The following is a 21,589-nucleotide window of genomic DNA, read 5'->3' as shown; positions in this document are numbered from 1 at the left end:
CATGACTCAGCCGACAATTTCCATAGAGGCTGAAACGCAGTCGGCAGCCGACAACTACGGCGGCGTCTGGGGCAGTCGCATCGGCTTCGGTCGCAAGCCGGCGCTGTTGGTGATCGATTTCATGAAGGCCTACACGACCCCTGGCGCGCCGCTCTTCGCACAGGGCGTGGTGGAGGCCGTAGCGCGCACGCCCGAACTGCTGGCGGCAGCGCGCCAAGCCGGCGTACCGGTGGTCCACACCAACATCCTCTACCGCGCGCCGAGCTGCGCCGACGGCGGGATCTGGGTGAAGAAGGCGCCGGTGATGGCAGCCTTGGTCCCCGGCAGTCCGCTGGCCGAATTCTGCGACGGCGTCGAACCGTTGCCGGATGAACTGGTCGTCACCAAGCAGTATGCCAGCGCCTTCTTCGGCACGAGCCTGGCGCCGATGCTGCATGCCGACGGCGTAGACACCGTCATACTCGCCGGATGCTCGACCAGCGGCTGCATCCGGGCAACCGCAGTGGACGCAGTCCAGCACGGATTCCGAACCATCGTGGTCAGGGATTGCGTTGGCGACCGGCACGCCGGGCCCCATGAAGCCAACCTGTTCGACATCGATGCCAAATATGGCGACGTCGTCGGCCTGAAAGAGGCGCTGGACGAAATCGGGCGCGCCGGCCAGCGAAGAGCGCCCAAGCAGAACGCATAACTGAATCCCATGGGCCGCGATGCCGCCCACATTGCAAAGGAGATCGCTGGATGGACCGCAACGTTCTGACTGAAATCTGCCTGCACCAGCTCACGCTCAGCGGCGTGCACGAAGGCGAGAAGGTTATCGTCCTGTCGCAAGGCAGCGAGCGCCTCGACTATGCCGATGCGTTCCTCGCCGCCGGCCAGCGCCTCGGCGCACGCATGTACCACATGCGCCTGCCCCCGCCGCTGCCCGGCAATGGCGCCTGGGCGGTCGGCGAGACCGGCCTGGCCGCCAATCCCGAGGCGGTCGAAGCGCTGAAGCAGGCCGACATGGTCGTCGACCTCATCTTTCTTTTGTTCAGCCCGGAGCAGATGGCGATCCAGGCGGCCGGTGCGCGCGTCTTGACAGCCGTCGAACCCGCGCCGCTGCTTGCCCGGCTGCTGCCGACCAAGGAACTGCGCGAGCGCGTCGAAATCGGCGAGGCGCTTTTGTCGAAGGCCAAGACCATGCGCATCACCTCCCGCCACGGCACCGACGTGATCTACAGGCTTGGCGTTTATCCGACGGTTGGAGAATACGGCTACACCGACCAGCCCGGACGCTGGGACCACTGGCCAGCGGCCTTCGTCTTCACCGGCGGCGCTGACGACGGTGTCGACGGCAAGATCGTGCTGGCGCCTGGCGACGTGCTTTTGCCATTCAACACCTATGTGCGCGAACCGGTCGTCTACACGATCGAAAAAGGCTTCGTTCAAGACATCCGCGGCGGGCTCGAAGCCGAGCTGATCAAATCCTACATGGGCGAGTTCAAGGACCCGCGCGGCATGGGCATGAGCCATGTCGGCTGGGGCCTCGACCACCGGGCGCAGTGGCACGGCCTGACACAGTTTCCCGGCGGCATGGGCATGGAGTTGCGCTCCTTCTACGGCAACGTGATGTTTTCGACAGGCCCCAACAACGAACTCGGCGGCCCCAATGACACCGCCTGCCACCTGGACATTCCGATGCGCGGTTGCAGTCTTTTCCTGGATGACGAACCGATCGTGGTGGACGGAGACATCGTCGTTAAGGAAATGCAGCAAAGCCAATAGAGGAAACTGCCGGCACTCACGGAGTGCACCAGCGTCGTTCAAACCAACTCTTTCAACATTGGTGGGACATGCAACAGACACGATGCAGTTTTCTGACAATTGGATATGATGAGGTCGAACGACCCACCATCGGACAGGAGCGCATCAGCGCAAGCCCGGACGCTCGTCAGTGAGACGAGGTCGAGCTCGACCAATCGTAGGCCCCATTCGTGGCATCACGCACCAACGCGACTGAGAGCCGTGTAGAGCGCTTGGTTATTAAGGGGTTCGAGTCCCTTTGGGCAAGGCAATAACAATATATATACCCGGCCTTGCTGTTTCTGCAGTCGCTCGCGACGGATGATATAGAAATTTCAATCGCGGACGTGGCAAAAGCAGGGGTCGAACTGGCGCGCTTTCAAGAGGTAGTCGCCGTCAAAGGTGTAACGTGCGATCTGGAATTTACAGATCTTGAGAAGGTGCCGGTCGGCGCTGAGCGGCTAGTTTATTCCGCACATATAACAGTGGGCGAAGCGACGTTCTGCGCCATCGTCGAACGACCCGTGATCAGCGAAGATGCTACAAGCCCACAAAGACGACTCGGACTTGGAAGCCCTCGCATTATCGAAAGCTATGCAGGGACAGGAGAGGTTGAGGTTCTCCAAAGGCAGTTGCAAGCTGATTTTGAACGGGAGATCAACCAAAGCAACCTTACGCTGGGCATTGCTGACATTCAGCCTGCCTTTGAGGGCAGCGAAATACGCATCTATGGGTCCCCGGGCTTCGACCGCGCTGACATTTAATTGCACCTGTTTCGGCTCGGTAGGTCGCTTGCCGACGGCCGCTACTACGGTGCGACTGTGAGCGCGGCAACCAACATGCAACTGGCAGATATCAACCCGGCAATGATCGCGAGCCAAGCCTATTGATCCAACGAATTGACAAAACCTTGGTGAAGTCGGCGAGGACCGCAGGCAGACTGAGGCACGGGTGGCCCACAATGTGCCCAGAACGTTTTGGGTTGAGTCGAATTTTCGTCAACAAAATCAAAGATCATGGTGGGCCCGGAGGATGTTTGGAAAAGAAGCATAATCAAGTGGTTAGGGATCAGTGGGATCGCGAAGCATTCAAATCTGTTCCAATGTTTTTCGATGTTTTTGTCCCACCTACAGCGCGACATTCATCCGATAAGCGCCTCACTTTAACGCGCGGTGAAGACCGTGACGGTGTTTCAGTCTCACATTGGAAGGTCGCGGTAGCGCCATTGACGACGCTCCGGGACGAGTAAGGATCGTCTCGATCGGGGCCGGAAGCGGACTCGCCGCTTCTGGGGGTTCAACTCGAAACAGCCGCCATCGGATCCTTCGGTCGCTCAAGCATTTGGACGCGGCCGACGCCGGCCATCCGTAAGGCGGTGGCCGCAGTTCAGCGTAGCTGACGAGCCCCCTACCCGCTGGATGGAGAGAGACTGCCGCGAGGCGGTCTCTCTGTCTCCGGCTGCCTGTCTATGAGTTACGACAGGCCACTAATTCGTCTGGGCGGCCACGCCGGCGATGAAGTCGGCGACTTCCTGAGGATGCGAGAGCATCACCGCGTGGCTGGAGTCGATCTCCACCACTTTTGCTTTCGCACGTGCCGCCATGGCGCGCTGCTGGCTGGGTGGGATCATATGATCTCCAGTTGTCACCATGAAATAGGTCGGCTTATCCTTCCAAGCGGGGGCAGTGATCTTTGCCTGCACGGCTCCCAGACCCCAGGGCACCTGCGCATCCGCCATGAAGCGAGTCTTCGTGGGATCGACCTCGGCAGCGAAGGCAGCTGGAAACTTCTCCGAATCTACGAGAAGGAAACCATCACTTGGCGGGAGCAGCGGCGCCTTATCCTCGCCAGGCGTGGGCACGGTTGCGATGTCGAAGACGGATTCTCCGGCCTGCGGTGCGAAGGCGGCGAGGTAGACCAGACTTTGGACCTTGGGCAGATCGCCAGCCTCGGTGATGACCGCGCCGCCATAGGAGTGGCCTACCAGCACGACCGGCTTCTTGGCCCTGGCGATAACCTGGCGGGTCGCTTCAACATCGCCCTCAAGGGTGACAGTCGGGTTCTGCACCGCCAGCACCTCGTAACCCTCCGCAGACAGGATGTCATAGACGGCCTGCCACCCGGAGGCATCGACGAAGGCACCGTGAACGAGCACGATTGAGACAGCCTTTTCGGCAGCCGAGGCTGCGAGCGCGGAAGCAGTTGCGATCATGGCTGCGAGCAATCCCGTAATTGCACGTTTCATTGTCCTGTTCTCCTAGCGTTTCAAGTGACCTCGACCGGGTCGAGAACGATCGGTGTCCGTTCTGCCAGATCGCCGATCTTGCGCGCATACTCCTTGAAGTGCGGCGTCTCGCGATGGGCCGTAAGCGCCGTGTCGTCCAAGTAGAGCTCGTCCAGTATGAAGCGGTCCGAATTGGCCCGGTCGTGCCAGATGTCCCACCGCAGATTGCCGGGCTCCCCCCGGCTGGATACCCGCGTGGCGGACAGTAACCGCCGGAGCTCCGCGGCCTTGCCTGGCCGAGCGGTAAGGATTCCCACGATCTTGACGCCGGTCGACATGATTCAGTTCTTTCTCCGAGAGAGTGGGTCGACGCCGAGGCCGACCCACAGGACCTCAGGCGGCGCGCTTGCCTTCGCGCTTGCGGTCGAGCGCAGCGATCAGCGCTGCCCCTATCGGATGATCCGAACGCGGGTTCTGGCCCGTGATCAGTTCGCGATCCTCGACCACATAGGGCTCGAAATCGACCGGAGTTGTGGTCACGTTGGCGCCTGCGAGCGTCAGCGCGTAAGGCATGTGGAAATAGATTTTCGCGTGCAAGATGTTGTCCTCGATCACCTTCTCTTCGGTCGAAGAGAATATTGTCATCTTGTAGCCCGCATACTGCCAGCCTTTGGCCCACTCTGCCGCCTTGTCCGGATCTTCGGCAATCAAAGCCGCGCGAAACTCGCGTGCGTAGGGCATCGCGGCGACCGCTGATATGGGCCCGTGGCAAAGCAGGGCCGTGGGCTTCGCCTTCTCATGGAAATGGCGCAGCACATCACCGACGTCCTGATCCTGCATGAGGTCGACGACCGGGGCCTGCCCACCCGGAGCGAATACGCCGGCGTAGTTGTCCAGCCCTTCTTCGATTACCGACCGGAGCATTCGCGGGGTCATTGATGGATGGTTGGCGTAGAAGGCCTTGGCGCGATCGTACGCCGCCTTGTCGCCGCCGAAATGCGCCGGCGCATCAGAAGCCCTGTCGATAACAGGTTTTTCGCCATTCGGCGTCGCGAGCACGACCTCATAGCCGGCATCGATGACGGCCATTGCCGGAACGACCGTCTCATTGAGGTACTGTCCCGTAGCGCCCCACCGGCCACCCTTGATCTCGATCCTGGTCGCATTGGACCCGAGAATAAGCACTTTTCCTTTGCTCACAGTGTCCTCCATTACGTGTCTTAGGTGGACTTGGCCTCCAGCGCTCGGTGGAGGGCACCGTTTCAGGTCGGTAGGTGGACGATAGGTTGGAAGGGCTAAGCCGGCGAGTGAATCGATGTGAAAAATTGCTGCGCTAGCTGCTTCGGCGTTCACATCGATTCACTCGCTTCACGGAGCGCCATGTATCATCCTGGAGGTAGTGCGCGAGCCAACCAGCCCATGCCCCTCCGACCAGGTCCGAGCAGTCTTGCCGATATCGAGTATGCCAGGATCGGCATCATTGGCTGCGGGCGGCTCGGGTCAGCCATCGCGCGCCTCGCAGTGGGGGCCGGTATGGTGGCGGTTGTCAGCAACAAACGAGGAAGGTCAACCCTTCAGGATTTTGCAAGGGAACTCGGGCACCTGGCCGTCGCCGCTAGCGTGACCGAGGCGGCGCAAGAGGAAATCGTCGTGCTCGCCGTACCATGGTCCCAGCTTCCCGTGGCGCTACTGGAAGTGCCCGATTGGGACGGCAGGATCGTGATCGATGCAACGAACCCCGACATGCCTACCGCCGCACTCCCCGATTTCCTGGCGAGGAACTCCAGCGAGATTGTATCCCGCCTCGTCCCCGGCGCACGGCTCGTAAAGGCCTTCAACACGCTGCCGCCTCAGTTGCTACTGATGCCCCCGGAGGCGGCGACGGGACGGCGTGTCATCTTCTTTTCTGGCGACCATGCGCGTGCCAAGGCGGTGATCGGCAGGATGATCGCGCATCTGGGCCTGGCCGGCATCGATCTCGGCCGACTCTCCGAAGGCGGCAGGTTACAGCAGTTTCCCTCGGGCGCTCTTGTCGGTCTCAATCTCATCAGTATCGCCCCGTCGGCTGTCTTCTAGCCGCGAGAGCAGCTGTGCGGCTTCGACAAGATCGACCGTCTCGAACCCCTCCGTAAATCTCGCCCGCAGCTCAGACAGCAACGCGTGCGCCGCGTCGATCCTGCCCTGTTCCGACCAGAGACGCGCCAGGCTGATGCCCGTGCGGAGCTGCCATGCAAGCGCCCCTTGCCGCCGCGCCCAGTCCAGCGAAAGCAGAAAAATCTCCTCGCCCGCATCGACTGCCCCTCGCGCGGCCAGGAACCCTCCTTTGATCCGCAGCAACTCTGGAAGATACCAGACGTCCCCCGACCGTTCGGCGAGTGCGAGCGCATCCTCGATCACCGTCGTCGCCTCGTCAGCCCGGCCCGCCGCGTGGAAGCCCTGCGCCAGGGCGGCCCGAAGCGACGCGTAGTGCGCGTGAAAGGCCGCTTTCGGGAGCTCAGTCAGAGCCATCTCCAATAAACGCGAACCAGCTTCAGGATCGCCGTCGCGGATCATGATCTCGCCTCGGTAGGCTCGAATCCAGACGCCGTAGCTGACCTGCCTCGCTACCGCGCCCTGCAGCAAGGCAAGCAGCCTATCGGCGGAAGGCCTGTCGCCCGCGAGCAGCGCTACCCGGCAACCCGACAATGCGGTCGCATGAAATATCGAAGGATCGTGGGCAAGGTTTTGTGCCAGTTGCGCACTGGTCTCGACTATCTTCATTGCCTGCTCGGGAAAACCCTGAAGCCAAAGCGTCAGAGACAGTGCCGAATAGGCCGTGACCCGTTGATCGAATTGGAAGCGGATCAGGTGCGAACGGTCGGACGGAGCCACATATGAGCGAAGGACCTGTTCCATCGTGTTGCGAGCGGCCTGCAGTTCTCCCTGAGCCCAGAGGACCGTTCCAATGATCCGATCGCCGACGATGGGATCGGCAACATCCGACGACAGCGTTGCGACCTCTCTGAACTGGCGCGCCGCCTCGAGGGCCTTGGCCTGGCTCTCGCCGGTGTGATGGCCAATCCAAATGCCCCATAGTGCGCGCAGTTGATAATCGATGTCGCCGATCCGCTCAGCGATCTGGAGCGTCGCTGACCAGGCTAGTTCCGATTCCGGTCCCGGTCCCTTGGTAAGGGTCGAGGCCGCCGCAAATGCTGCAAAGAGCTGCATCTCGCGCTTGCCTCCGCGAGCGACATCTGGACTCAGACTGAAAGGGCGCGTTCGACGCGAGTTCGGCATTCCTCAAGGAGCGTCAGGCGAGTCCACAACGGAACGGCGTTGGCAGTCAGCGCCACGCCGACATCACCGTCGCCATCAGGCGATAGAGCCCAATCAATGGCAACGTGGACGTTGTCGATGCAGCTGCTGTACTCGGCCATCCACTCGGCTAGCGGCTTGCTGAGAAACTCTGAATTCGCTCGATCAAGTAGCGCGGCGTAGTAGGAGGCATGGCGACGCGCCGCTGCGGGGCTCTCGCCTGCCTCGATCAGCTTCTCGCGAGCATAGCTTCGGGTCGATTCGAGCAACCTGTATTGAGTCGCCGGTCCAGTGGTGTCCGCCGCCACCAGCGACTTCGATACCAGCCCTGCAATGACGGCCGCTGTCGTGGACTCGGATTGGCCGCTGCCCGCCGCTACGGCAAGCGCGGGCTCCATCGAGACGGCTCCGACGAACACCGAGAGGCGCCTGAGGACGCTCTGCTCGCTTTCCGACAGCAGTTCATAGCTCCAATCAAAGGTTGCGCTCAAAGTCTGCTGACGCGGCAGAGCCGTTCGCCTGCCGCGGTTCAGCACGCGAAATCGTTCGTCCAACAGGGATGCAAGCTCGCGGGTGCCAAACGCGTCGACGCGGCCAGCGGCAAGCTCGATAGCAAGTGGGATTCCGTCGAGGCGACGACATATGTCGGCGGCAAATGGCACCGTCGAATCGTCGAGCTCGAAATCGCTTCGCGTCGCCTTCGCACGATCGAGAAAGAGTTGCATGGCCGGAAAGCTGAGCGCCTCGACCGTTGTGAGGCCTTGCAGCCGGGTTGGGAAGCCGAGCGATGGCAATCGTGCCACCGTCTCGCCGAGAGCCCGAAGGGGCTCGCGGCTTGTGGCGAGGACGCTGACTTGTGATGTGTTTTGGGTGATCCGTTCGGCCAGCTCAGCCGCCGCGTCGATAAGATGCTCACAATTATCGAGCACGACCAGCATATGTTTGTCCTGGAGGAACTCGAGGAGCTCGGGGGTCGCATCTTTGGAGCGCACCGGCTTGCCCAGCGCCGTGGCGAGCGCCGTAGGGGCGAGTCGTGGGTCAGCCAAGCGCGCGAGTTCGACGATAAATGCCCCGTCGGAGTAACGCGGCGCGACACATTCCGTGACAGCGAGTGCGACGGACGTCTTCCCCATGCCTCCTGGACCGACCACGGTGACCAAGCGCCGTTCGTAAAGAAGGGCGTCCAGCGAGGCCACGAAGTCGTCGCGGCCGAAGATGCGGATTCCGGTGACGACTATCCCGTCGCTTCGCGGTCGTGCGGCGGCGTCTGTTTGGCGCGGCGCCGGTTGCCCAGATGTTGCGACTGGCGCAACGAAGCGATAGCCACGACCAGGAATTGTGGCGATGTAGCGGTTATCGCCTTCATCTTCGCCGAGCGCTTTGCGCAGGGCAGCGACATGGACCCTGAGACTACTCTCCTCGATGGCCGTGTTGGGCCAAACGATGTCGAACAGCTCCCTCTTGCTGACTACTTCGCCAGCACGTTCGGCCATTGCGACGAGGATCCCCAAGGCGCGGCTACCAATCCGCACAGGTTGATCCCCGCGTACGAGTAGCTCCCGCGTAGGAACCAAGTGAAAGGGGCCGAATGACAGCGTTCTGCGATCTGAATCAGTGCCCACGGGACCGCCTCGCGCTTTCGACAGTCGTGCTGCAAGGTACAACCGCGACTGTCATTCCTCGCCGACACTTCAAATGAGCGTTTTTTGGCCTAGTGCGCAAGCCACTCGATCGGCAACGAGGTCCTGAGAAGGATCGAGCCCGCATGTCCCATGCTCAACGCCGACGCGACGCGCCGCCTCCTTGAAACAGAAACGCCGACGTCCGCGGTGTTCGAGCTCAATCTCGGCGGTGGCGGGCCGAAGTTCGAGATCGTGCATTTGCTGCGTCAACGCGACGTGCCGTTCGCATTTGTCACCAGAGACGCGCCGAAGTGATCCCCGCCGAGCTGGCGGATGTCGTGAGGCTGCAGAAGCCGATCCCATTGCGCGACATGGTAGAGGCCATGAGCCGCTCGCAGGCTCGAATGTCCCACTTGCGAAGTGGATCGGGCGCCGAGTGAGGCGTAATCGGCTTCGTGGCCCCGGTGACCGAGTTCAGAGACGTGTGCCGCGCCTGTCAATGTCTGCTAATGGCGCAAAAGGGCCGCCGCACCTAGTCGCGCGGGTGACTGCTTTCAGAATCTTGCGGCGGACTTCTCAACGACCGAACTGGCAACGCAAAGCGGTCGTCCAAGCCACGGCCGACCTCAGTCGTCTTCGGGTCGAATTCCGGCTCAGCAGAAGTCACAGATGCTGGTATCGACACCAGCTTAATTGCCGTCGCGGCATGCTCGATCGGTCGCGGCAACCATCCCATTCGCACGTCGTTACCGCCTTTTGCCGCACGCATCGCCCGAGGGTCTTTCCAGCCTCGAAATAGCTGGACTATACATGGCTGCACAAACCTGACTGACGAACGGAGGACAATCGAACTTAAGAGCAGGCATAACTCGCCCTTCCCCGCTCATGGATTGAGTCAATGCACCTGAGTCCTGGGACATAGCGAATCTAGATTGGCCCACTTCTAAGCGGAGTTGACCATAACTAATTGATATTAAACAATTTTGGTGGGCCCGGAGGGACTCGAACCCCCAACCAAGCGGTTATGAGCCGCCGGCTCTAACCATTGAGCTACAGGCCCCACGCGGGATGGATTAGTGTTTTTCGCTTTCCGGCACAAGGCTTTCCCGACGGGCTTTCGCGGATCGCCCAAATCACCCCATAATCGCGCTCTACGCGACCTGTGCGACTGGATCGCAGACCAAGGAGATTTTCATGACCAGACATCTTTTGCCCCTCGCGCTCGCCGCTGCAGTCGCTTTTCCGGCGATGGCTGGAGCCGCCGATTCGCCGACGCCCGCCCGCATCATTGTTTCGGGTGAAGGCGAAGCGACCATTCCTCCCGACCTGGCTTTGCTGTCGCTCAGCGTGATGCGCGAAGCCAAGACGGCGCGTGCCGCCCTCGATGCCAACAACGACGCCATGGCCGCCGTGATCGCTGCGATGAAGGCGGCGGGCATCAAGGATCGCGACCTGCAGACGGCGGGCATCCAGATCAACCCGCGCTACAACTACACCAACAAACCCGATGGGAGCCAGGAAGCCGAGTTCGTCGCCTACCAGGTGACCAACACGCTTTCGGTGCGCGTGCGCGACATCGACAAGACAGGCGAGATCCTCGACAAGGCTGTTTCGCTCGGCGTCAACCAGGGCGGCGGCATCGCCTTCACCAATGACGATCCGGCGGCCACCGTCACCGAAGCGCGCAAGAAAGCGGTGGCCGACGCCATGGCCAAGGCCAAGACGCTTGCCGCGGCGGCCGGCGTCAGCCTCGGCAAGGTGCTCGAGATCACGGATCAGAACATCAGGCCGGCACCGATGCCGATCAACGCCAAGGCTTTCGACGCCGCGGCAGGCGCCGCGCCGGTGCAGGCCGGCGAGAACGCCTATAACGTCCAGGTGACTGTCACCTTCGAACTGAACTAACCAGCGTCGACAATCCATGGCGGGGCTCTTCGCCCAGCCATGGATTGTCCGCCGGCGCGCATGAAAAACCCCGCGGGATCGTTCCCGCGGGGCTTTTTCGAGCCGCGCCCGCCCGATGGGACAGGGGCTCCGCTAGTCCAGGCTCATCTTCGAAGAAGATGATGCCTCCAGACCGACCTTCGCAGAAGGTCGTGTCTCCAGACTGACCCCCTAGGGGTCATGTCTCCAGGCTCATCTTCGAAGGAGAGGATGCCGCTCCGATTTGCAGCCTCAGCGATAGATAACCGGGCAACCGCGTTGGTTGGCGAACACGATGACGACGCGGTCGCCGTCCTGGCGGCCCATGACCTTGACCACGCGGCGGTTGACGTCGACGATGCGGGCTCGGTAGAGGCCCATGCGCTCCGCCTTGTCGAGGGCGCGATCCGGCGAACAGCCGCGGCGCCAGCCGTCGCGGCGCCAATCGTCACCGCGCCAGTCGTCACGGCGCTCATCGCGGCGATGCCGATAGCCGTCGTCGCCGGTGTAGACGCCGAAGCGCGGATCCTGGTTGTTGCCGAAGCCGAGATAGAGACTGTCGGCATGGGCAGGAATGGCCGTCAGCGCGCCGAGGCCGACCAGGGCCGAGAGCGCTGCCGTTTTCACCGTGTTGAACATGGTCTTCTCCTTGTTGCGGGCTTGTGCCCGTCCTCTTGAAAGCGATGATGGGAGAATGCGCCAGCCTGGCTGAACTGTTTACGAACCCGCCGTTCATCTGCGGTTCATGTGGCGGGAAAAGGAAATCGTCGCCAGGTTTCGGACAATGCGCGCCCAAAAATTCCTGCTCGTGTTCCTTGTCGGGAGCCGTATTGAGGCGGACCTCAAGGCTCGTCGTCGAGCATATAGTCAAAATAATCTTCGGGCTCGGCTAGATCGGTTTCGCTCGCCTTGACCCGGCCGCGCATCGAGATGCCGGCCTCATGCACGGTCTCCGCACTGCCCGACACCAGCCGGTGCCACCAATAGAGGTCGCGACCCTCGGCCACCAGCCGGTAGGCGCAGGTGCTTGGCAGCCAGCTGATGGTACGCACATTCTGCGGCGTCAGCCCGACGCAATCGGGGACGCGCGCCAGCCGGTTGGCGTAGTCTGAACAGCGGCAGGTCTGCGCGTCGAACAGCCGGCAGCCGACACTGGTCCAGTAGATCTCGCCGGTATCCTCGTCCTCAAGCTTCGACAGGCAGCATTTGCCGCAGCCATCGCACAGCGATTCCCACTCGGCCGGGCTCATCTGCTCCAGCGTCTTTGTTTTCCAGAACGGCGTTTTCATTTTGGGGATGTGGCCCCAGCCGCCGCCGAGGTCAAGCGCGACGACGGTTGAAATGCGGCCGCAACCCGCCCGAATGACATGAAGTTGCCTTCAAAAGGCCGGCCAATCGCCCTGTACGGTGTCTATCCCCGCCAAACCGGAACCAATCGGGCTAAGATCGGTTTCGGCAAGGATGGGACCCCACAAGGAGAGTTTTCGATGAAACGCCAACCATGGATTCTGGCAGGCACCGCACTTGGCCTGTTGATGGCATCTGCGCCGTTGGGCGCGTTCCCGCTTCAGGGAAGTGCCTCGTTCGGCCCCATGCAAGGTGGTGGAACGCCGCTGATCCTGGCACAGGACGCACCGACCGACGAGGCGCAGCCGGCCGACCAGGAGCAGCCGCGCAAGAAGAAGCGCGATCAGCAGGCCCGACAGGCGCCGGCCGAGCAGGCAGCCCCTGCCGCCGAACAGCCTGCTCCACCCGCCGAGGAGCAGCAGCCCCGCAAGAAGAAGCACGAACAGCAGCAGCAGACCGAGCAGGCGCCGGCCGAGCAGGCGGCACCCGCCGAAGAGCAACAGCCGCGCAGGAAGAAGCGCGATCAGCAGCAACAGGCCGAGCAGGCGCCGGCCGAACAGGCGGCACCCGTCGAAGAGCAGCAGCCGCGCAGGAAGAAGCGCGACCAGCAGCAGCAGACCGAGCAGGCGCCGGCCGAACAGGCGGCACCCGTCGAAGAGCAGCAGCCGCGCAGGAAGAAGCGCGACCAGCAGCAGCAGACCGAACAGGCGCCGGCTGAACAGGCGGCCCCCGCCGAAGAGCAGCAGCCGCGCAGGAAGAAGCGCGACCAGCAGCAGCAGACCGAACAGGCACCGGCCGAACAGGCGGCACCCGCCGAAGATCAGCAGCCGCGCAAGAAGAAGCGCGACCAACAGCAGACCGAGCAGGCGCCGGCCGAACAGGCTCCGGCTGGTGAGACACAGCCCGCCAACGACAACCAGCCAGTCAAGCCCGGCAGGAAACACAAGCAGGATCAGCAGAAGGAGGCGCCTGCTGCCCCTGCAGTGACGCCGGAAGCCGCCCCTGCGCCGAAAGAAGCTCCGGCCGGCGAAGCAGTGACGCCGAAGGTTGAACCCGCGCCTGCCGGCGAACAGCCGGTCCAGGGCGAGCAGCCCCAGGACAAGACAAAGAAGCACGGCAGGAAGCCGGCGGGCGAACAGCCCGCGAATGGCGAGCAGCCGGCGACAGGCGAACAGCCGCAGACCGGCAAGCAGCCCGCGACGGGCGAGCAACCGGCCAATGGCGTGAAGCCGGCAACCGGTGAACAGCCCGCCAATGGCAACACGGCCGCGCCTGCCCAGGGCGAAAACCCCGTGCAGGGCGAAGCGCCCGCCGACAAGAACGCTGCGCCCATCCTCGACAGCCAGAAGGATGCCCAGCGCAAGGGCGGCGGCCGCAAGCATGGCGACCAGAACGGCCAGCAGAATGGCGAACAGCAGAATGGTGGCCAGAACGCCCAGCAAGGCGGCGACCAGGGCCAGAAGCCGGCGGTCGCTCCTGTCGACCAGGGCCCGCCTCCAACCGACGACAAGTCAGCCCAGCAAGCGATCAAGCCTGAAACGCTCGTCCCGGTAACGGAAGAGAAGGGCAAGCGCCTCGACCGGGCCCCCGACGAGAACATCCGCGACCGCCGTCGTCCCAAGGGCGTCGACGTGCTCAAGGAGATCGGCGACCGCGTCATCATCCAGCTCGGCGGCCAGACGATCGTGCAGAGCAATGAGGGCTCGCGGATGAACCGCGGCGCCAAGGACGTCTATTACGAGGATCTGTCGCAGGGCCGTACACGCGAGACGGTCCAGCGCGACAATGGCGTCCAGATCGTCACCATCCGCAACCGTTACGGCGATGTCATCCAGCGTTCGCGCATCACGCCGGATGGGCGCGAATATGTGCTGAGCTATGTCGACGAGCGGGACTATCAGGATGAGGGCGACTGGCGCGATCCCGGCGACGACCTGCCACCGATGCGGCTGACCATCCCACGCCGTGATTACATCCTGGATTCGGAGGATGTCGAGAGTCCCGACGACTACTACACCTTCCTCGACCAGCCGCCGGTGGAGAGGGTCCAGCGTCTCTATTCGATCGACGAGGTCAAGCGTTCGGCCCGCGTGCGCGACATTGCACGCCGCGTCGACCTCGACACGCTGAACTTCGAATTCGGCTCCTCCTCGATCTCCGACACCGAGGTGCAAAAGCTCGAGGGCGTCGCTAGCGCCATGGAGAAACTGCTGAAGAAGAACCCGGCCGAGACCTTCCTGATCGAGGGCCACACCGACGCCGTCGGCACGCCGGAAGCGAACCTTGCTCTGTCGGACCGCCGCGCCGAAGCGGTTGCCGAAGCGCTGACCAATGCCTTTGGCATCCCGCCGGAGAACCTGACGACGCAAGGCTATGGCGAGCAGTATCTGAAGGTCAACACCTCGGCGCCCAACCGCGAGAACCGGCGTGTCGCCATCCGCCGCATCACCTCGCTGGTGGCACCGGTCGCCAGCAACAATTAGGTCATGATTTCAAAACCATGACCTGGCTTGCGGACTCAATGCGAAAAGCACCCATCCCCGGCTCGATCGGGGATGGGAAAGGCTCGGGTCCAGCCCCCGGGCTCAAGAAGATTTGTACCGGCATCGGAAGCCGCTCATTGAATCACAGGCTTGCTGACCCCAGATTCAGGGCTGGGCGTTCCCTGCCCCGTCCCGACTCCAGCGGGACGTATTGAGCCCCGCCGGCCCTCTCCGGCGGGGTTTTTTGCTTTGGATCCATCTTGCAAAGAGCGACGGCCTGGTCTGACCATCATCCACCTCGCCTTCGTCGTCTCGGCGCTGATGCTGGCCTATATCGATCGGCTTATGGGTCTGAGCAAAGGCAAGAAGGGCAAGGCAGGCTGACCCTCGTCACAGACTGGCCAAGGTGGCCCCGACTTCGTCATCCTAGGGCGGAGCAGCCGCGTAGCGGCGTCGCGAAGACCCTGGGATCCATTCCGTGCTCTCGGCCGTAGAGTGCGGCGGCGCAGAATTCTGCACCGTGGCGACACGCCAGAGTCCCGGCATGGATTCTGGGGTCTGCGCCGCGTCACTTCGCTCCTTGCTTCGCCCCAGAATGACGAAACTGTTGGAGCCTATCTCGAAGTGATGTGTCCTGCTTTGAAGAGCTAGTAGATGCTCTTGATCTTGCTGTCCGTGCGGGCAAACACCTCGTCCGGCACGAAAAAGTCGCCCGCCAACGATCCGGCCGCGCCGGGCGCATAGATCGAAAAGTCGCCGACGCCCTCGGCGCGCAGCACTTCTTCGTCGATGTAGAAATTGCCGGATGCCTCGCGCGACGGCCGCATGAAGATGGCGTGCGCGGCGTCGGCCATGATGTCGGGCGAACGGCTCATCGCCGCGACCGTCGCACCGCCGAGCAGGTTGCGCACCGCCGCCGTGTCGATGGTCGAGATCGGCCACAGCGAATTGACCGCGATGCCGTCCTTGGCGAACTCCGCGCTCATCCCCAACGTGCACATCGACATGCCGAACTTGGCCATGGTGTAGGCGACATGGTTCTTGAACCACTTGGCCTTCATATCGAGCGGCGGCGCCAGATTCAGGATGTGAGGATTATCGGCTAACTTCAGGTGTGGAATGCACATTTTGGAGACCAGGAAGGTGCCGCGCGTGTTGATCTGATGCATCAGGTCGTAGCGCTTCATGTCGGTCTCCAGCGTGCCGGTGAGTTGGATGGCGCTGGCATTGTTGACGCAGATATCGATGCCGCCGAATTTCTCCACCGTCTTTGCAACAGCCTCGGCCACCTGCGCCTCCTCGCGGATGTCGCACAGCACAGGCAGCGCCTTGCCGCCGGCCTGCTCGATCTCCTGCGCCGCGCTGTAGATCGTGCCCGGCAGCTTGGGATGCGATTCGGCGGTCTTGGCGGCGATCGTCACATTGGCGCCGTCGCGCGCCGCCCGCAGCGCAATCGCCAGCCCGATGCCGCGCGACCCGCCGGAGATGAACAGCGTCTTTCCCTTGAGCGACATTTATCCTCCGCTTCCCTGATATCTCTTCGTCCGCGCGATCCTTGCCCGTGCCGCTGCCGGATACAAGAGTTCGCGACGCAACGCCATGGTGACGCTGCGGAGGGTCTTATGCCGAGGTGGCCGCAAAACGGTGTGAAACTACAACAGGATTTAGCATATAATTCCATTGCGAATGGGAGATCATCAATGGCGTTGTCGATCAAGAATGCCGAAGTGGAGCAGTTGGCGCGCGAGCTTGCACGCAGCCGCGGCGTGTCGCTGACGGAAGCGATTCGGCAGAGCCTGGAGAATGCACTTGATCGAGAAAACGCGGCGTCCCGGCAGCACGAATCTGACCTGATCGTGAAGCTTAGGGAAATTTCAGAGCGAGCAAGTCGGGTACCAATGCGGGATCCCCCAATGACCGAGGATGAGATACTCGGTTACGACGAACTCGGAATTCCCACTAGATGATGATCTCATCCACAGGGTCGCGCTGCCCCTCATTGCCCTGCCGGGCATTTCTCCCCGTATAGTGACGGGGAGAAAGACGCTATCATCGCGGCCTTCGCCAATCATCAACGCAGCAAGAGGAGCGGCGAGGTCGCGGTAGCTTCCTTCTCCCCGTCACTATACGGGGAGAAGGTGCCGGCAGGCGGATGAGGGGCAGCGCTGACTTTGAATATGACCGCCATATCTGCCTGACGTCGGCCCCTAAACCAGCACCAGCCCCTGCCGCATCGCAATCGCAATGGCATCGGTGCGGTTGGCCGCCCCCAGCTTGATCAGGATCGCCGCGACGTGAAATTTCGCCGTGTGCACGGAAATGTTGAGCCGCCGCGCGATCACCTTGTTGGGCGCGCCTTCGGCGAGCAGCGCCAGCACTTCGGCCTCGCGCGGCGACAGCGCTGGCCGGGCGGCATGCTCGTCCAGGACGTCATCCTCGAACGGCTCGCTTTCGCCCGTATGGAAATCCTCACGGTGTCCGCTTCTGCCCTCGCCCGTGACGCGATAGCCGGCCGCCGCCAGCCGCGCCGCCGCGGCGATCAGCAGACCGTCGGCGCCCGCGGGCATGACCGCAAACACCTCACCGGCGGGCCGCCCGCCGCCGGTGCGTCCTGACAGCAGCACGCGCGGTGTGGAGGCCGGCACGGCATCTCCGCTGCTGTCATCGATGATGGCGACATCGGCCCTGCCGCCGCCGGCCGCCACCGGCAGCAGGTCGTCGCTGGCGGCAAGCGTGGCGGCCAGGCGCTCGGCGCGCGCGGCATCGCCAAGCGCAATCAGCACCACCAGTTGCCGCGAAGCGGCCCTGTTGCTCACGATCCGGTCGCCGGCGAGTGTTTCCATCAATCCTCTCAGCTCAGCGGCTTTTCGCCGATGGTCAATGTCACGTCGCGCTGTTCACCGCCACGCACCACGCCAAGCGTCACGGAAGCACCGGCGCTGTCAGGGCCGAGCCGACGGATCAGGTCGCGCGGGCCATGCACGGCCTCGCCGTTCCACGCCACGATGATGTCGCCCAGCGACAGGCCGGCGGCCTTGGCCGGACCGGCGTCGTCGAGGCTCATCACCATCGCGCCATGGGCGTCGCGGTCGCGCACCGGATGGAGGCCCGCGCCGAGATAGCCGCGCGCGACATGGCCCTTTTCACGCAATGTCGCCACTGCCCGCTCGATCGTCTCATAGGGCATGACCAGCGCACGCCCGCGCGGCCCGAACAACAGCATGCCGATCAGCGCGCCCTTGGCGTCCAGCACCGGGCCGCCCTCGAAGCGGCCGCCGGCGCCGACAGCCAGATGGATGCGCCTGTCGATCGTGCCGCCGCGCATCGAGCGCCAGGCCGGCCCGACTTCACCGACCGAGCCCGACACCGCCAGCGCCGAGCCCTGGCTGTTGCCGATGGCGATGGCAATGTTGCCCGGCCGAACGGCATCGGCCCTGGCAAGGATAGGCACGCCGGCCGCATCCGCGGGCTTCAACAGGGCAACGCCCGTCGACGGGTCGCGGCCGACCAGTTCGGCCTTCACCGTCCCGCCAGAGGCCAGCGTCAGCTCGATCTCCTCGCCGGCCTCGACAGCCTCCTCGGCGGTGACGAAATAGCCGTCGCTCCAGTGGAAGGCGCTTGCCGTGCGATGGTGGTGGGTGGCGAAGCTCGCCATTGCTGGCGCCGCCTTGGCGGCAAGGTCGGCAACGGCTTGCGAAAATGCATTCAAATTGAAATCACTCATGGATGTCTCCTGGGGTTCGTCATGTCCCAGATATCGCCCGACGGCGCCCCTGGAGGTACTCGCCTGACGGCTAGTTGGCGGTTTGACTGGCCATCTGGTCAGGTCGCGGCCGTTCCAGCCGCTCCGCACATATAGTCACGATCAAGCCTGAAAACACGGAGCCCATCCATGGCCCTCGCCATCGCCAATTTCCAATCTGACGAGACGCTGCTCGACGCCTATTCGATGACGGTGGCGGACGCGGTCGACCGCATCGGCCCGGCCGTCTGCCGCATCGAGCGCATTGGCGGCCAGGGAGGCCATGGCTCCGGCTTCGTCATCGCGCCGGACGGGCTGGTCGTCACCAATTTCCATGTCGTCGGAGATGCCAGGACGGTGCGCGTATCGATGCCCGACGGCGCCTCAAGCGAGGGTCGCGTGCTCGGCCGCGATCCCGACACCGATATCGCGCTGGTGCGCGCCGATGGCAGCTTCACTGACGTCGCGCCGCTCGGCGATTCCAAGCGGCTGCGGCGCGGCCAGATCGCCATCGCCATCGGCAATCCGCTCGGCTTCGAATGGACGGTCACCTCGGGTGTCGTCTCGGCGCTCGGCCGCTCGATGCGCGCTTCGACCGGCCGGCTGATCGACGATGTCATCCAGACCGATGCCGCGCTCAATCCCGGCAATTCCGGCGGGCCGCTGGTGTCGTCGGCCGGCGAGGTCATCGGCGTCAACACCGCCATGATCCACGGCGCGCAAGGCATTGCCTTCGCGGTCGCCTCCAACACCGCCAATTTCGTCATTTCGGAGATCATCCGCTTCGGCCGCGTGCGGCGCGCCTTCATCGGCGTCTCCGCCGACACCACCAATCTGCCGCGCCGCGCGGCGCTGTTGTCGCAAGTGTCGACCAGCACGGCCGTGCGGCTGCGCAGCGTCGAAAAGAACGGCCCGGCGGCCAAGGCAGGGCTGAAGGAAGGCGACATCATCGCCGCGATCGACGGCCGCCCGGTCACCGGCGTCGACGACCTCGTGCGCATGCTCGACGCCGAGCGCATCGGCCGCGAGACGCTGTGCACGGTGGTACGCCGCACCGGCGTCAGCCAGGTGGCGGTAACGCCTGTGGCAAGGGCGGGCTGAGGCTCAAACCCCCGCCGCGCCCTGCGCGTACTGCGCCAGGAACGCCTCGCTGGGCGGGATCGGCTTGATGACATCGATCAGCACGCCGTTGGGGTCCCTGGTGATGAAATGGCGCTGGCCGAAGGGCTCGTCGCGCAGCGTTCGCAGGATCGGCAGGCCGGCGGCGAGGATCCGCTCATAGACCGCATCGGGGTCGCGTACCTCGAAATTGATCAGCAGGCCGCAGGTGCGCCCCCGCCCCTCTTGCGGGATCGTCTCGTGGTCGCCCTGGACGATGCCGAGATTGACGCGTTTGCTGTCCACCGATTGCAGGTGCACATACCAGTCGCTTTCGAACAGCGGCCGGAAGCCGAAATGCTCGACATAGAAGGCCGCCGTCCCGGCGACGTCGCCGGTCATCAGCACCGGATAGTAGCTCGTGGTCTTCATCTTTCCTTCTCCGTGGACATAACATACAGTCTGCATGTAAATCGAATTAACATACAGGCTGCATGTATGCAACAGGAATCCACGCGCCGTTCCAATCGCGACCGCACCGAGGCGACGCGCGCCGATTTGATCGCGGCGGCGCGAAAACTGTTCACGGAAAAATCCTATGCCGAGACCGGCACGCCGGAGATCGTCACCGCGGCCGGCGTGACGCGCGGCGCGCTCTACCATCACTTCGCCGATAAACAGGCGCTGTTCGCCGCCGTGGTCGATCAGGAGGCACAGGCGGTGGCGCAGGAGATCGAGCGCGCGTCGCCATCCTCGCTCGAAGCCCGCGATGCGCTCATCGCTGGATCCGACGCCTATCTCGACGCCATGCGCGCGCCCGGCCGCACGCGGCTGCTGCTGCTTGATGGCCCCGCCGTGCTTGGCCGCGCCGCCATGGATGCGATCGACAACCGCCACGGCAACCGCTCGCTGCGCGAGGGCCTGGTCGCGGCGATGCGGGCCAACACGATGACGAGATTGCCGGTGGATGCACTAACCGCGCTGCTCGCCTCCGCCTTCGACCGCGCCGCGCTGGCCATCGAGGCCGGCGCTTCGGCGCAGGATTACCGCGCCGTGCTCATGGCGCTGATTGATGGATTGTCTCCGGCGCTTCCTCGTCAGGCACCTCGCCCGGCTCGAACTCGTTGAAGCAGCCGAGTTCGCTTTTGAACCGTTCGATCAGCCAGGCGGCGGCCGGCTTCGGGCTGCGATCGTTGCGGTGCATGGCAAACAATGGCGAACTGATTTCCTCGTAGGGTTCGAGATCAAGTTCCACCAGGCGGCCGGTGGCCAGGTCGTCGGCGATCAGCCAGCGCGGCAGCCCACCCCAGCCCAGCCCCTCGCGCATCAGCGTATGCTTGGTGCGCATGTCCGAAAGCCGCCAGGTGCGGTAGGCAAAGACGCCGTAGTCGCGCCCCTTGGTGCGTTCGGACTGATCGGTGACGACAAGTTGCGTGTGCTCGCGCACATCCTCGATCTTCACCGGCTTCGGCAGCAGCGCCAGGGGATGGTTGGGTGCCGCCGCCGGCACCATCGACATGAAGCCGATGCGCACGAGATGGACGTCGACCTTGCCCAGCAGGCCGCCAATGCCGAGATCCGCCTGTCCATTGACGACATGGTCGGGGATCAATCCAAGCGAGCCTATATGCAGGCGCAGCATCACGGTCGGAAACTGTGCCTCGAACGCCTTCAGCACCCGCACCAGCACGGGCGACGGCAACGTCGCATCGACCGACAGCGCCACTTCGGCCTCCAGCCCATGATGATGGCCATCGACGCGCGAACGCATACGCTGCAGCACGCCGATCATGCGCCTTGCATCCTCCAGCATCGCCCGGCCGATCTCGGTCAGTTGCGGCTCGCGCGTGCCCTCGCGTTCGAACAGCTTCAGCCCCAGCTGCGCCTCGAGATTGGCGATGCCATAACTGATGACGGATTGCGCCCGGTTGAGCTTGCGGCCGGCGGCCGAGAAACTCCCGCTATCGGCGACGGCAACGAATATCTGAAGCTGGTCGAGTGTCGGATTGGGCTGCATCGTTGTATCTATTTTGTGGATGGATCGTATATAAAATATACCAGTTTATCTGAT

Annotated in this window: 23 protein-coding genes, 1 tRNA gene and 1 pseudogene; 11 read left to right on the top strand and 14 right to left on the bottom strand. The window is 63.3% G+C overall.

From position 1 onward, the window contains the following. Window position 1 precedes the first annotated feature (1 nt). Both CK228_RS21815 and CK228_RS21810 read left to right on the top strand, forming a co-directional pair. On the top strand, window positions 2–691 hold the full coding sequence (locus CK228_RS21815; RefSeq protein WP_095775919.1) for an N-carbamoylsarcosine amidohydrolase: 690 nt from the start codon (window positions 2–4) through the stop codon (window positions 689–691). A 50-nt stretch (window positions 692–741) separates the two neighbouring features. Next, the gene (locus CK228_RS21810; protein WP_095775920.1) at window positions 742–1,767 is read left to right on the top strand and encodes a leucyl aminopeptidase; all 1,026 of its coding nucleotides are present in this window, start codon (window positions 742–744) and stop codon (window positions 1,765–1,767) included. Window positions 1,768–1,865: 98 nt separating this feature from the next. On the opposite strand, the pseudogene CK228_RS35835 reads toward CK228_RS21810, so the two are convergent. Beyond that, a pseudogene (locus tag CK228_RS35835) lies at window positions 1,866–1,967 on the bottom strand (shikimate dehydrogenase); the annotation flags it as partial. A 111-nt stretch (window positions 1,968–2,078) separates the two neighbouring features. Here CK228_RS35835 and CK228_RS21800 point away from each other — a divergent pair. Beyond that, the gene (locus tag CK228_RS21800) at window positions 2,079–2,549 is read left to right on the top strand and encodes a hypothetical protein (RefSeq protein WP_095789173.1); all 471 of its coding nucleotides are present in this window, start codon (window positions 2,079–2,081) and stop codon (window positions 2,547–2,549) included. 722 nt (window positions 2,550–3,271) lie between these two features. Here the strand turns inward: CK228_RS21800 and CK228_RS21795 are convergent. Genes CK228_RS21795 through CK228_RS21785 form a run of 3 tightly spaced genes read right to left on the bottom strand, consistent with a single transcriptional unit; the run spans window position 3,272 to window position 5,221 of the window. Further along, window positions 3,272–4,030, bottom strand: coding sequence for an alpha/beta hydrolase (locus CK228_RS21795; RefSeq protein ID WP_095789172.1), 759 nt, complete (start codon window positions 4,028–4,030; stop codon window positions 3,272–3,274). 20 nt (window positions 4,031–4,050) lie between these two features. Further along, on the bottom strand, window positions 4,051–4,347 hold the full coding sequence (locus tag CK228_RS21790; protein ID WP_095789171.1) for a putative quinol monooxygenase: 297 nt from the start codon (window positions 4,345–4,347) through the stop codon (window positions 4,051–4,053). A gap of 55 nt (window positions 4,348–4,402) precedes the next feature. Next, window positions 4,403–5,221, bottom strand: a complete 819-nt coding sequence (locus tag CK228_RS21785; RefSeq protein WP_280951037.1) for a DJ-1/PfpI family protein — start codon at window positions 5,219–5,221, stop codon at window positions 4,403–4,405. Between the two features lie 207 nt (window positions 5,222–5,428). Here CK228_RS21785 and CK228_RS21780 point away from each other — a divergent pair, with 207 nt between their 5' ends. Next, entirely contained in the window at window positions 5,429–6,085 is a 657-nt protein-coding gene (locus CK228_RS21780) for an NAD(P)-binding domain-containing protein (RefSeq protein WP_095789170.1), read from the top strand. Here CK228_RS21780 and CK228_RS21775 read toward each other — a convergent pair. Together CK228_RS21775 and CK228_RS21770 are read right to left on the bottom strand one after the other, a co-directional pair. Further along, a complete protein-coding gene (locus tag CK228_RS21775; protein WP_095789169.1) occupies window positions 6,014–7,216 on the bottom strand; it encodes a hypothetical protein in 1,203 nt (400 codons plus the stop codon). The two genes, CK228_RS21780 and CK228_RS21775, sit on opposite strands and share 72 nt — an antisense overlap. A gap of 32 nt (window positions 7,217–7,248) precedes the next feature. Beyond that, window positions 7,249–8,835 carry a winged helix-turn-helix domain-containing protein gene (locus CK228_RS21770; protein ID WP_280951034.1) on the bottom strand — a complete coding sequence of 529 codons (1,587 nt, stop codon included), beginning with the start codon at window positions 8,833–8,835 and terminating at the stop codon, window positions 7,249–7,251. 240 nt (window positions 8,836–9,075) lie between these two features. On the opposite strand from CK228_RS21770, the gene CK228_RS35355 reads away from it, so the two are divergent. Continuing rightward, entirely contained in the window at window positions 9,076–9,240 is a 165-nt protein-coding gene (locus tag CK228_RS35355; RefSeq protein ID WP_179295996.1) for a hypothetical protein, read from the top strand. A 669-nt stretch (window positions 9,241–9,909) separates the two neighbouring features. Here the strand turns inward: CK228_RS35355 and CK228_RS21765 are convergent. Then, window positions 9,910–9,985: transfer RNA gene (locus CK228_RS21765), tRNA-Ile, on the bottom strand. Window positions 9,986–10,119: 134 nt separating this feature from the next. Here CK228_RS21765 and CK228_RS21760 point away from each other — a divergent pair. Continuing rightward, window positions 10,120–10,830 carry an SIMPL domain-containing protein gene (locus tag CK228_RS21760; protein WP_095789167.1) on the top strand — a complete coding sequence of 237 codons (711 nt, stop codon included), beginning with the start codon at window positions 10,120–10,122 and terminating at the stop codon, window positions 10,828–10,830. A gap of 270 nt (window positions 10,831–11,100) precedes the next feature. Here the strand turns inward: CK228_RS21760 and CK228_RS21755 are convergent, their stop codons facing one another. Together CK228_RS21755 and CK228_RS21750 are read right to left on the bottom strand one after the other, a co-directional pair. Beyond that, window positions 11,101–11,487 carry a hypothetical protein gene (locus tag CK228_RS21755; RefSeq protein WP_095789166.1) on the bottom strand — a complete coding sequence of 129 codons (387 nt, stop codon included), beginning with the start codon at window positions 11,485–11,487 and terminating at the stop codon, window positions 11,101–11,103. Window positions 11,488–11,690: 203 nt separating this feature from the next. Continuing rightward, complete coding sequence (locus tag CK228_RS21750; protein WP_095773677.1) at window positions 11,691–12,137, bottom strand: YcgN family cysteine cluster protein; 447 nt, start codon at window positions 12,135–12,137, stop codon at window positions 11,691–11,693. A 198-nt stretch (window positions 12,138–12,335) separates the two neighbouring features. Between CK228_RS21750 and CK228_RS21745 the strand changes: the two genes are divergently transcribed. Together CK228_RS21745 and CK228_RS36335 are read left to right on the top strand one after the other, a co-directional pair. Continuing rightward, window positions 12,336–14,678 (top strand): OmpA family protein, encoded by a 2,343-nt coding sequence (locus CK228_RS21745; protein WP_095789165.1) that lies wholly within the window; start codon window positions 12,336–12,338, stop codon window positions 14,676–14,678. Window positions 14,679–14,927: 249 nt separating this feature from the next. Next, entirely contained in the window at window positions 14,928–15,062 is a 135-nt protein-coding gene (locus CK228_RS36335) for a hypothetical protein (RefSeq protein ID WP_280951033.1), read from the top strand. 263 nt (window positions 15,063–15,325) lie between these two features. Here CK228_RS36335 and CK228_RS21735 read toward each other — a convergent pair whose 3' ends face one another. After that, a complete protein-coding gene (locus CK228_RS21735) occupies window positions 15,326–16,192 on the bottom strand; it encodes an NAD(P)-dependent oxidoreductase (RefSeq protein ID WP_095789164.1) in 867 nt (288 codons plus the stop codon). Between the two features lie 186 nt (window positions 16,193–16,378). On the opposite strand from CK228_RS21735, the gene CK228_RS21730 reads away from it, so the two are divergent. Continuing rightward, window positions 16,379–16,645 (top strand): type II toxin-antitoxin system VapB family antitoxin, encoded by a 267-nt coding sequence (locus CK228_RS21730; protein ID WP_095789163.1) that lies wholly within the window; start codon window positions 16,379–16,381, stop codon window positions 16,643–16,645. A gap of 240 nt (window positions 16,646–16,885) precedes the next feature. On the opposite strand, the gene CK228_RS21725 is transcribed toward CK228_RS21730, so the two are convergent. Together CK228_RS21725 and CK228_RS21720 are read right to left on the bottom strand one after the other, a co-directional pair. Next, window positions 16,886–17,521 (bottom strand): LuxR C-terminal-related transcriptional regulator, encoded by a 636-nt coding sequence (locus CK228_RS21725; RefSeq protein ID WP_095789162.1) that lies wholly within the window; start codon window positions 17,519–17,521, stop codon window positions 16,886–16,888. An 8-nt stretch (window positions 17,522–17,529) separates the two neighbouring features. Beyond that, window positions 17,530–18,402 (bottom strand): S1C family serine protease, encoded by an 873-nt coding sequence (locus tag CK228_RS21720; RefSeq protein ID WP_095773672.1) that lies wholly within the window; start codon window positions 18,400–18,402, stop codon window positions 17,530–17,532. A gap of 168 nt (window positions 18,403–18,570) precedes the next feature. On the opposite strand from CK228_RS21720, the gene CK228_RS21715 reads away from it, so the two are divergent. Then, window positions 18,571–19,521: a trypsin-like peptidase domain-containing protein gene (locus tag CK228_RS21715; protein ID WP_095773671.1), complete on the top strand. Its 951-nt coding sequence runs from the start codon at window positions 18,571–18,573 to the stop codon at window positions 19,519–19,521. Window positions 19,522–19,524: 3 nt separating this feature from the next. Here CK228_RS21715 and CK228_RS21710 read toward each other — a convergent pair whose 3' ends face one another. After that, the gene (locus tag CK228_RS21710) at window positions 19,525–19,950 is read right to left on the bottom strand and encodes a VOC family protein (RefSeq protein WP_095789161.1); all 426 of its coding nucleotides are present in this window, start codon (window positions 19,948–19,950) and stop codon (window positions 19,525–19,527) included. 66 nt (window positions 19,951–20,016) lie between these two features. On the opposite strand from CK228_RS21710, the gene CK228_RS21705 reads away from it, so the two are divergent. Then, window positions 20,017–20,646: a TetR/AcrR family transcriptional regulator gene (locus tag CK228_RS21705; protein ID WP_095773668.1), complete on the top strand. Its 630-nt coding sequence runs from the start codon at window positions 20,017–20,019 to the stop codon at window positions 20,644–20,646. Here CK228_RS21705 and CK228_RS21700 read toward each other — a convergent pair. Beyond that, window positions 20,576–21,535, bottom strand: coding sequence for a LysR family transcriptional regulator (locus CK228_RS21700; RefSeq protein ID WP_095773667.1), 960 nt, complete (start codon window positions 21,533–21,535; stop codon window positions 20,576–20,578). The genes CK228_RS21705 and CK228_RS21700 overlap by 71 nt on opposite strands. Between the last annotated feature and the right edge of the window lie 54 nt (window positions 21,536–21,589).

This window comes from Mesorhizobium sp. WSM4312, assembly GCF_002294875.1.
In the GTDB taxonomy this organism is placed as follows: Bacteria; Pseudomonadota; Alphaproteobacteria; order Rhizobiales; family Rhizobiaceae; genus Mesorhizobium.
Note: the sequence above shows the minus strand (reverse complement) of the source record. Positions and strands in the feature narration are given on the sequence as shown.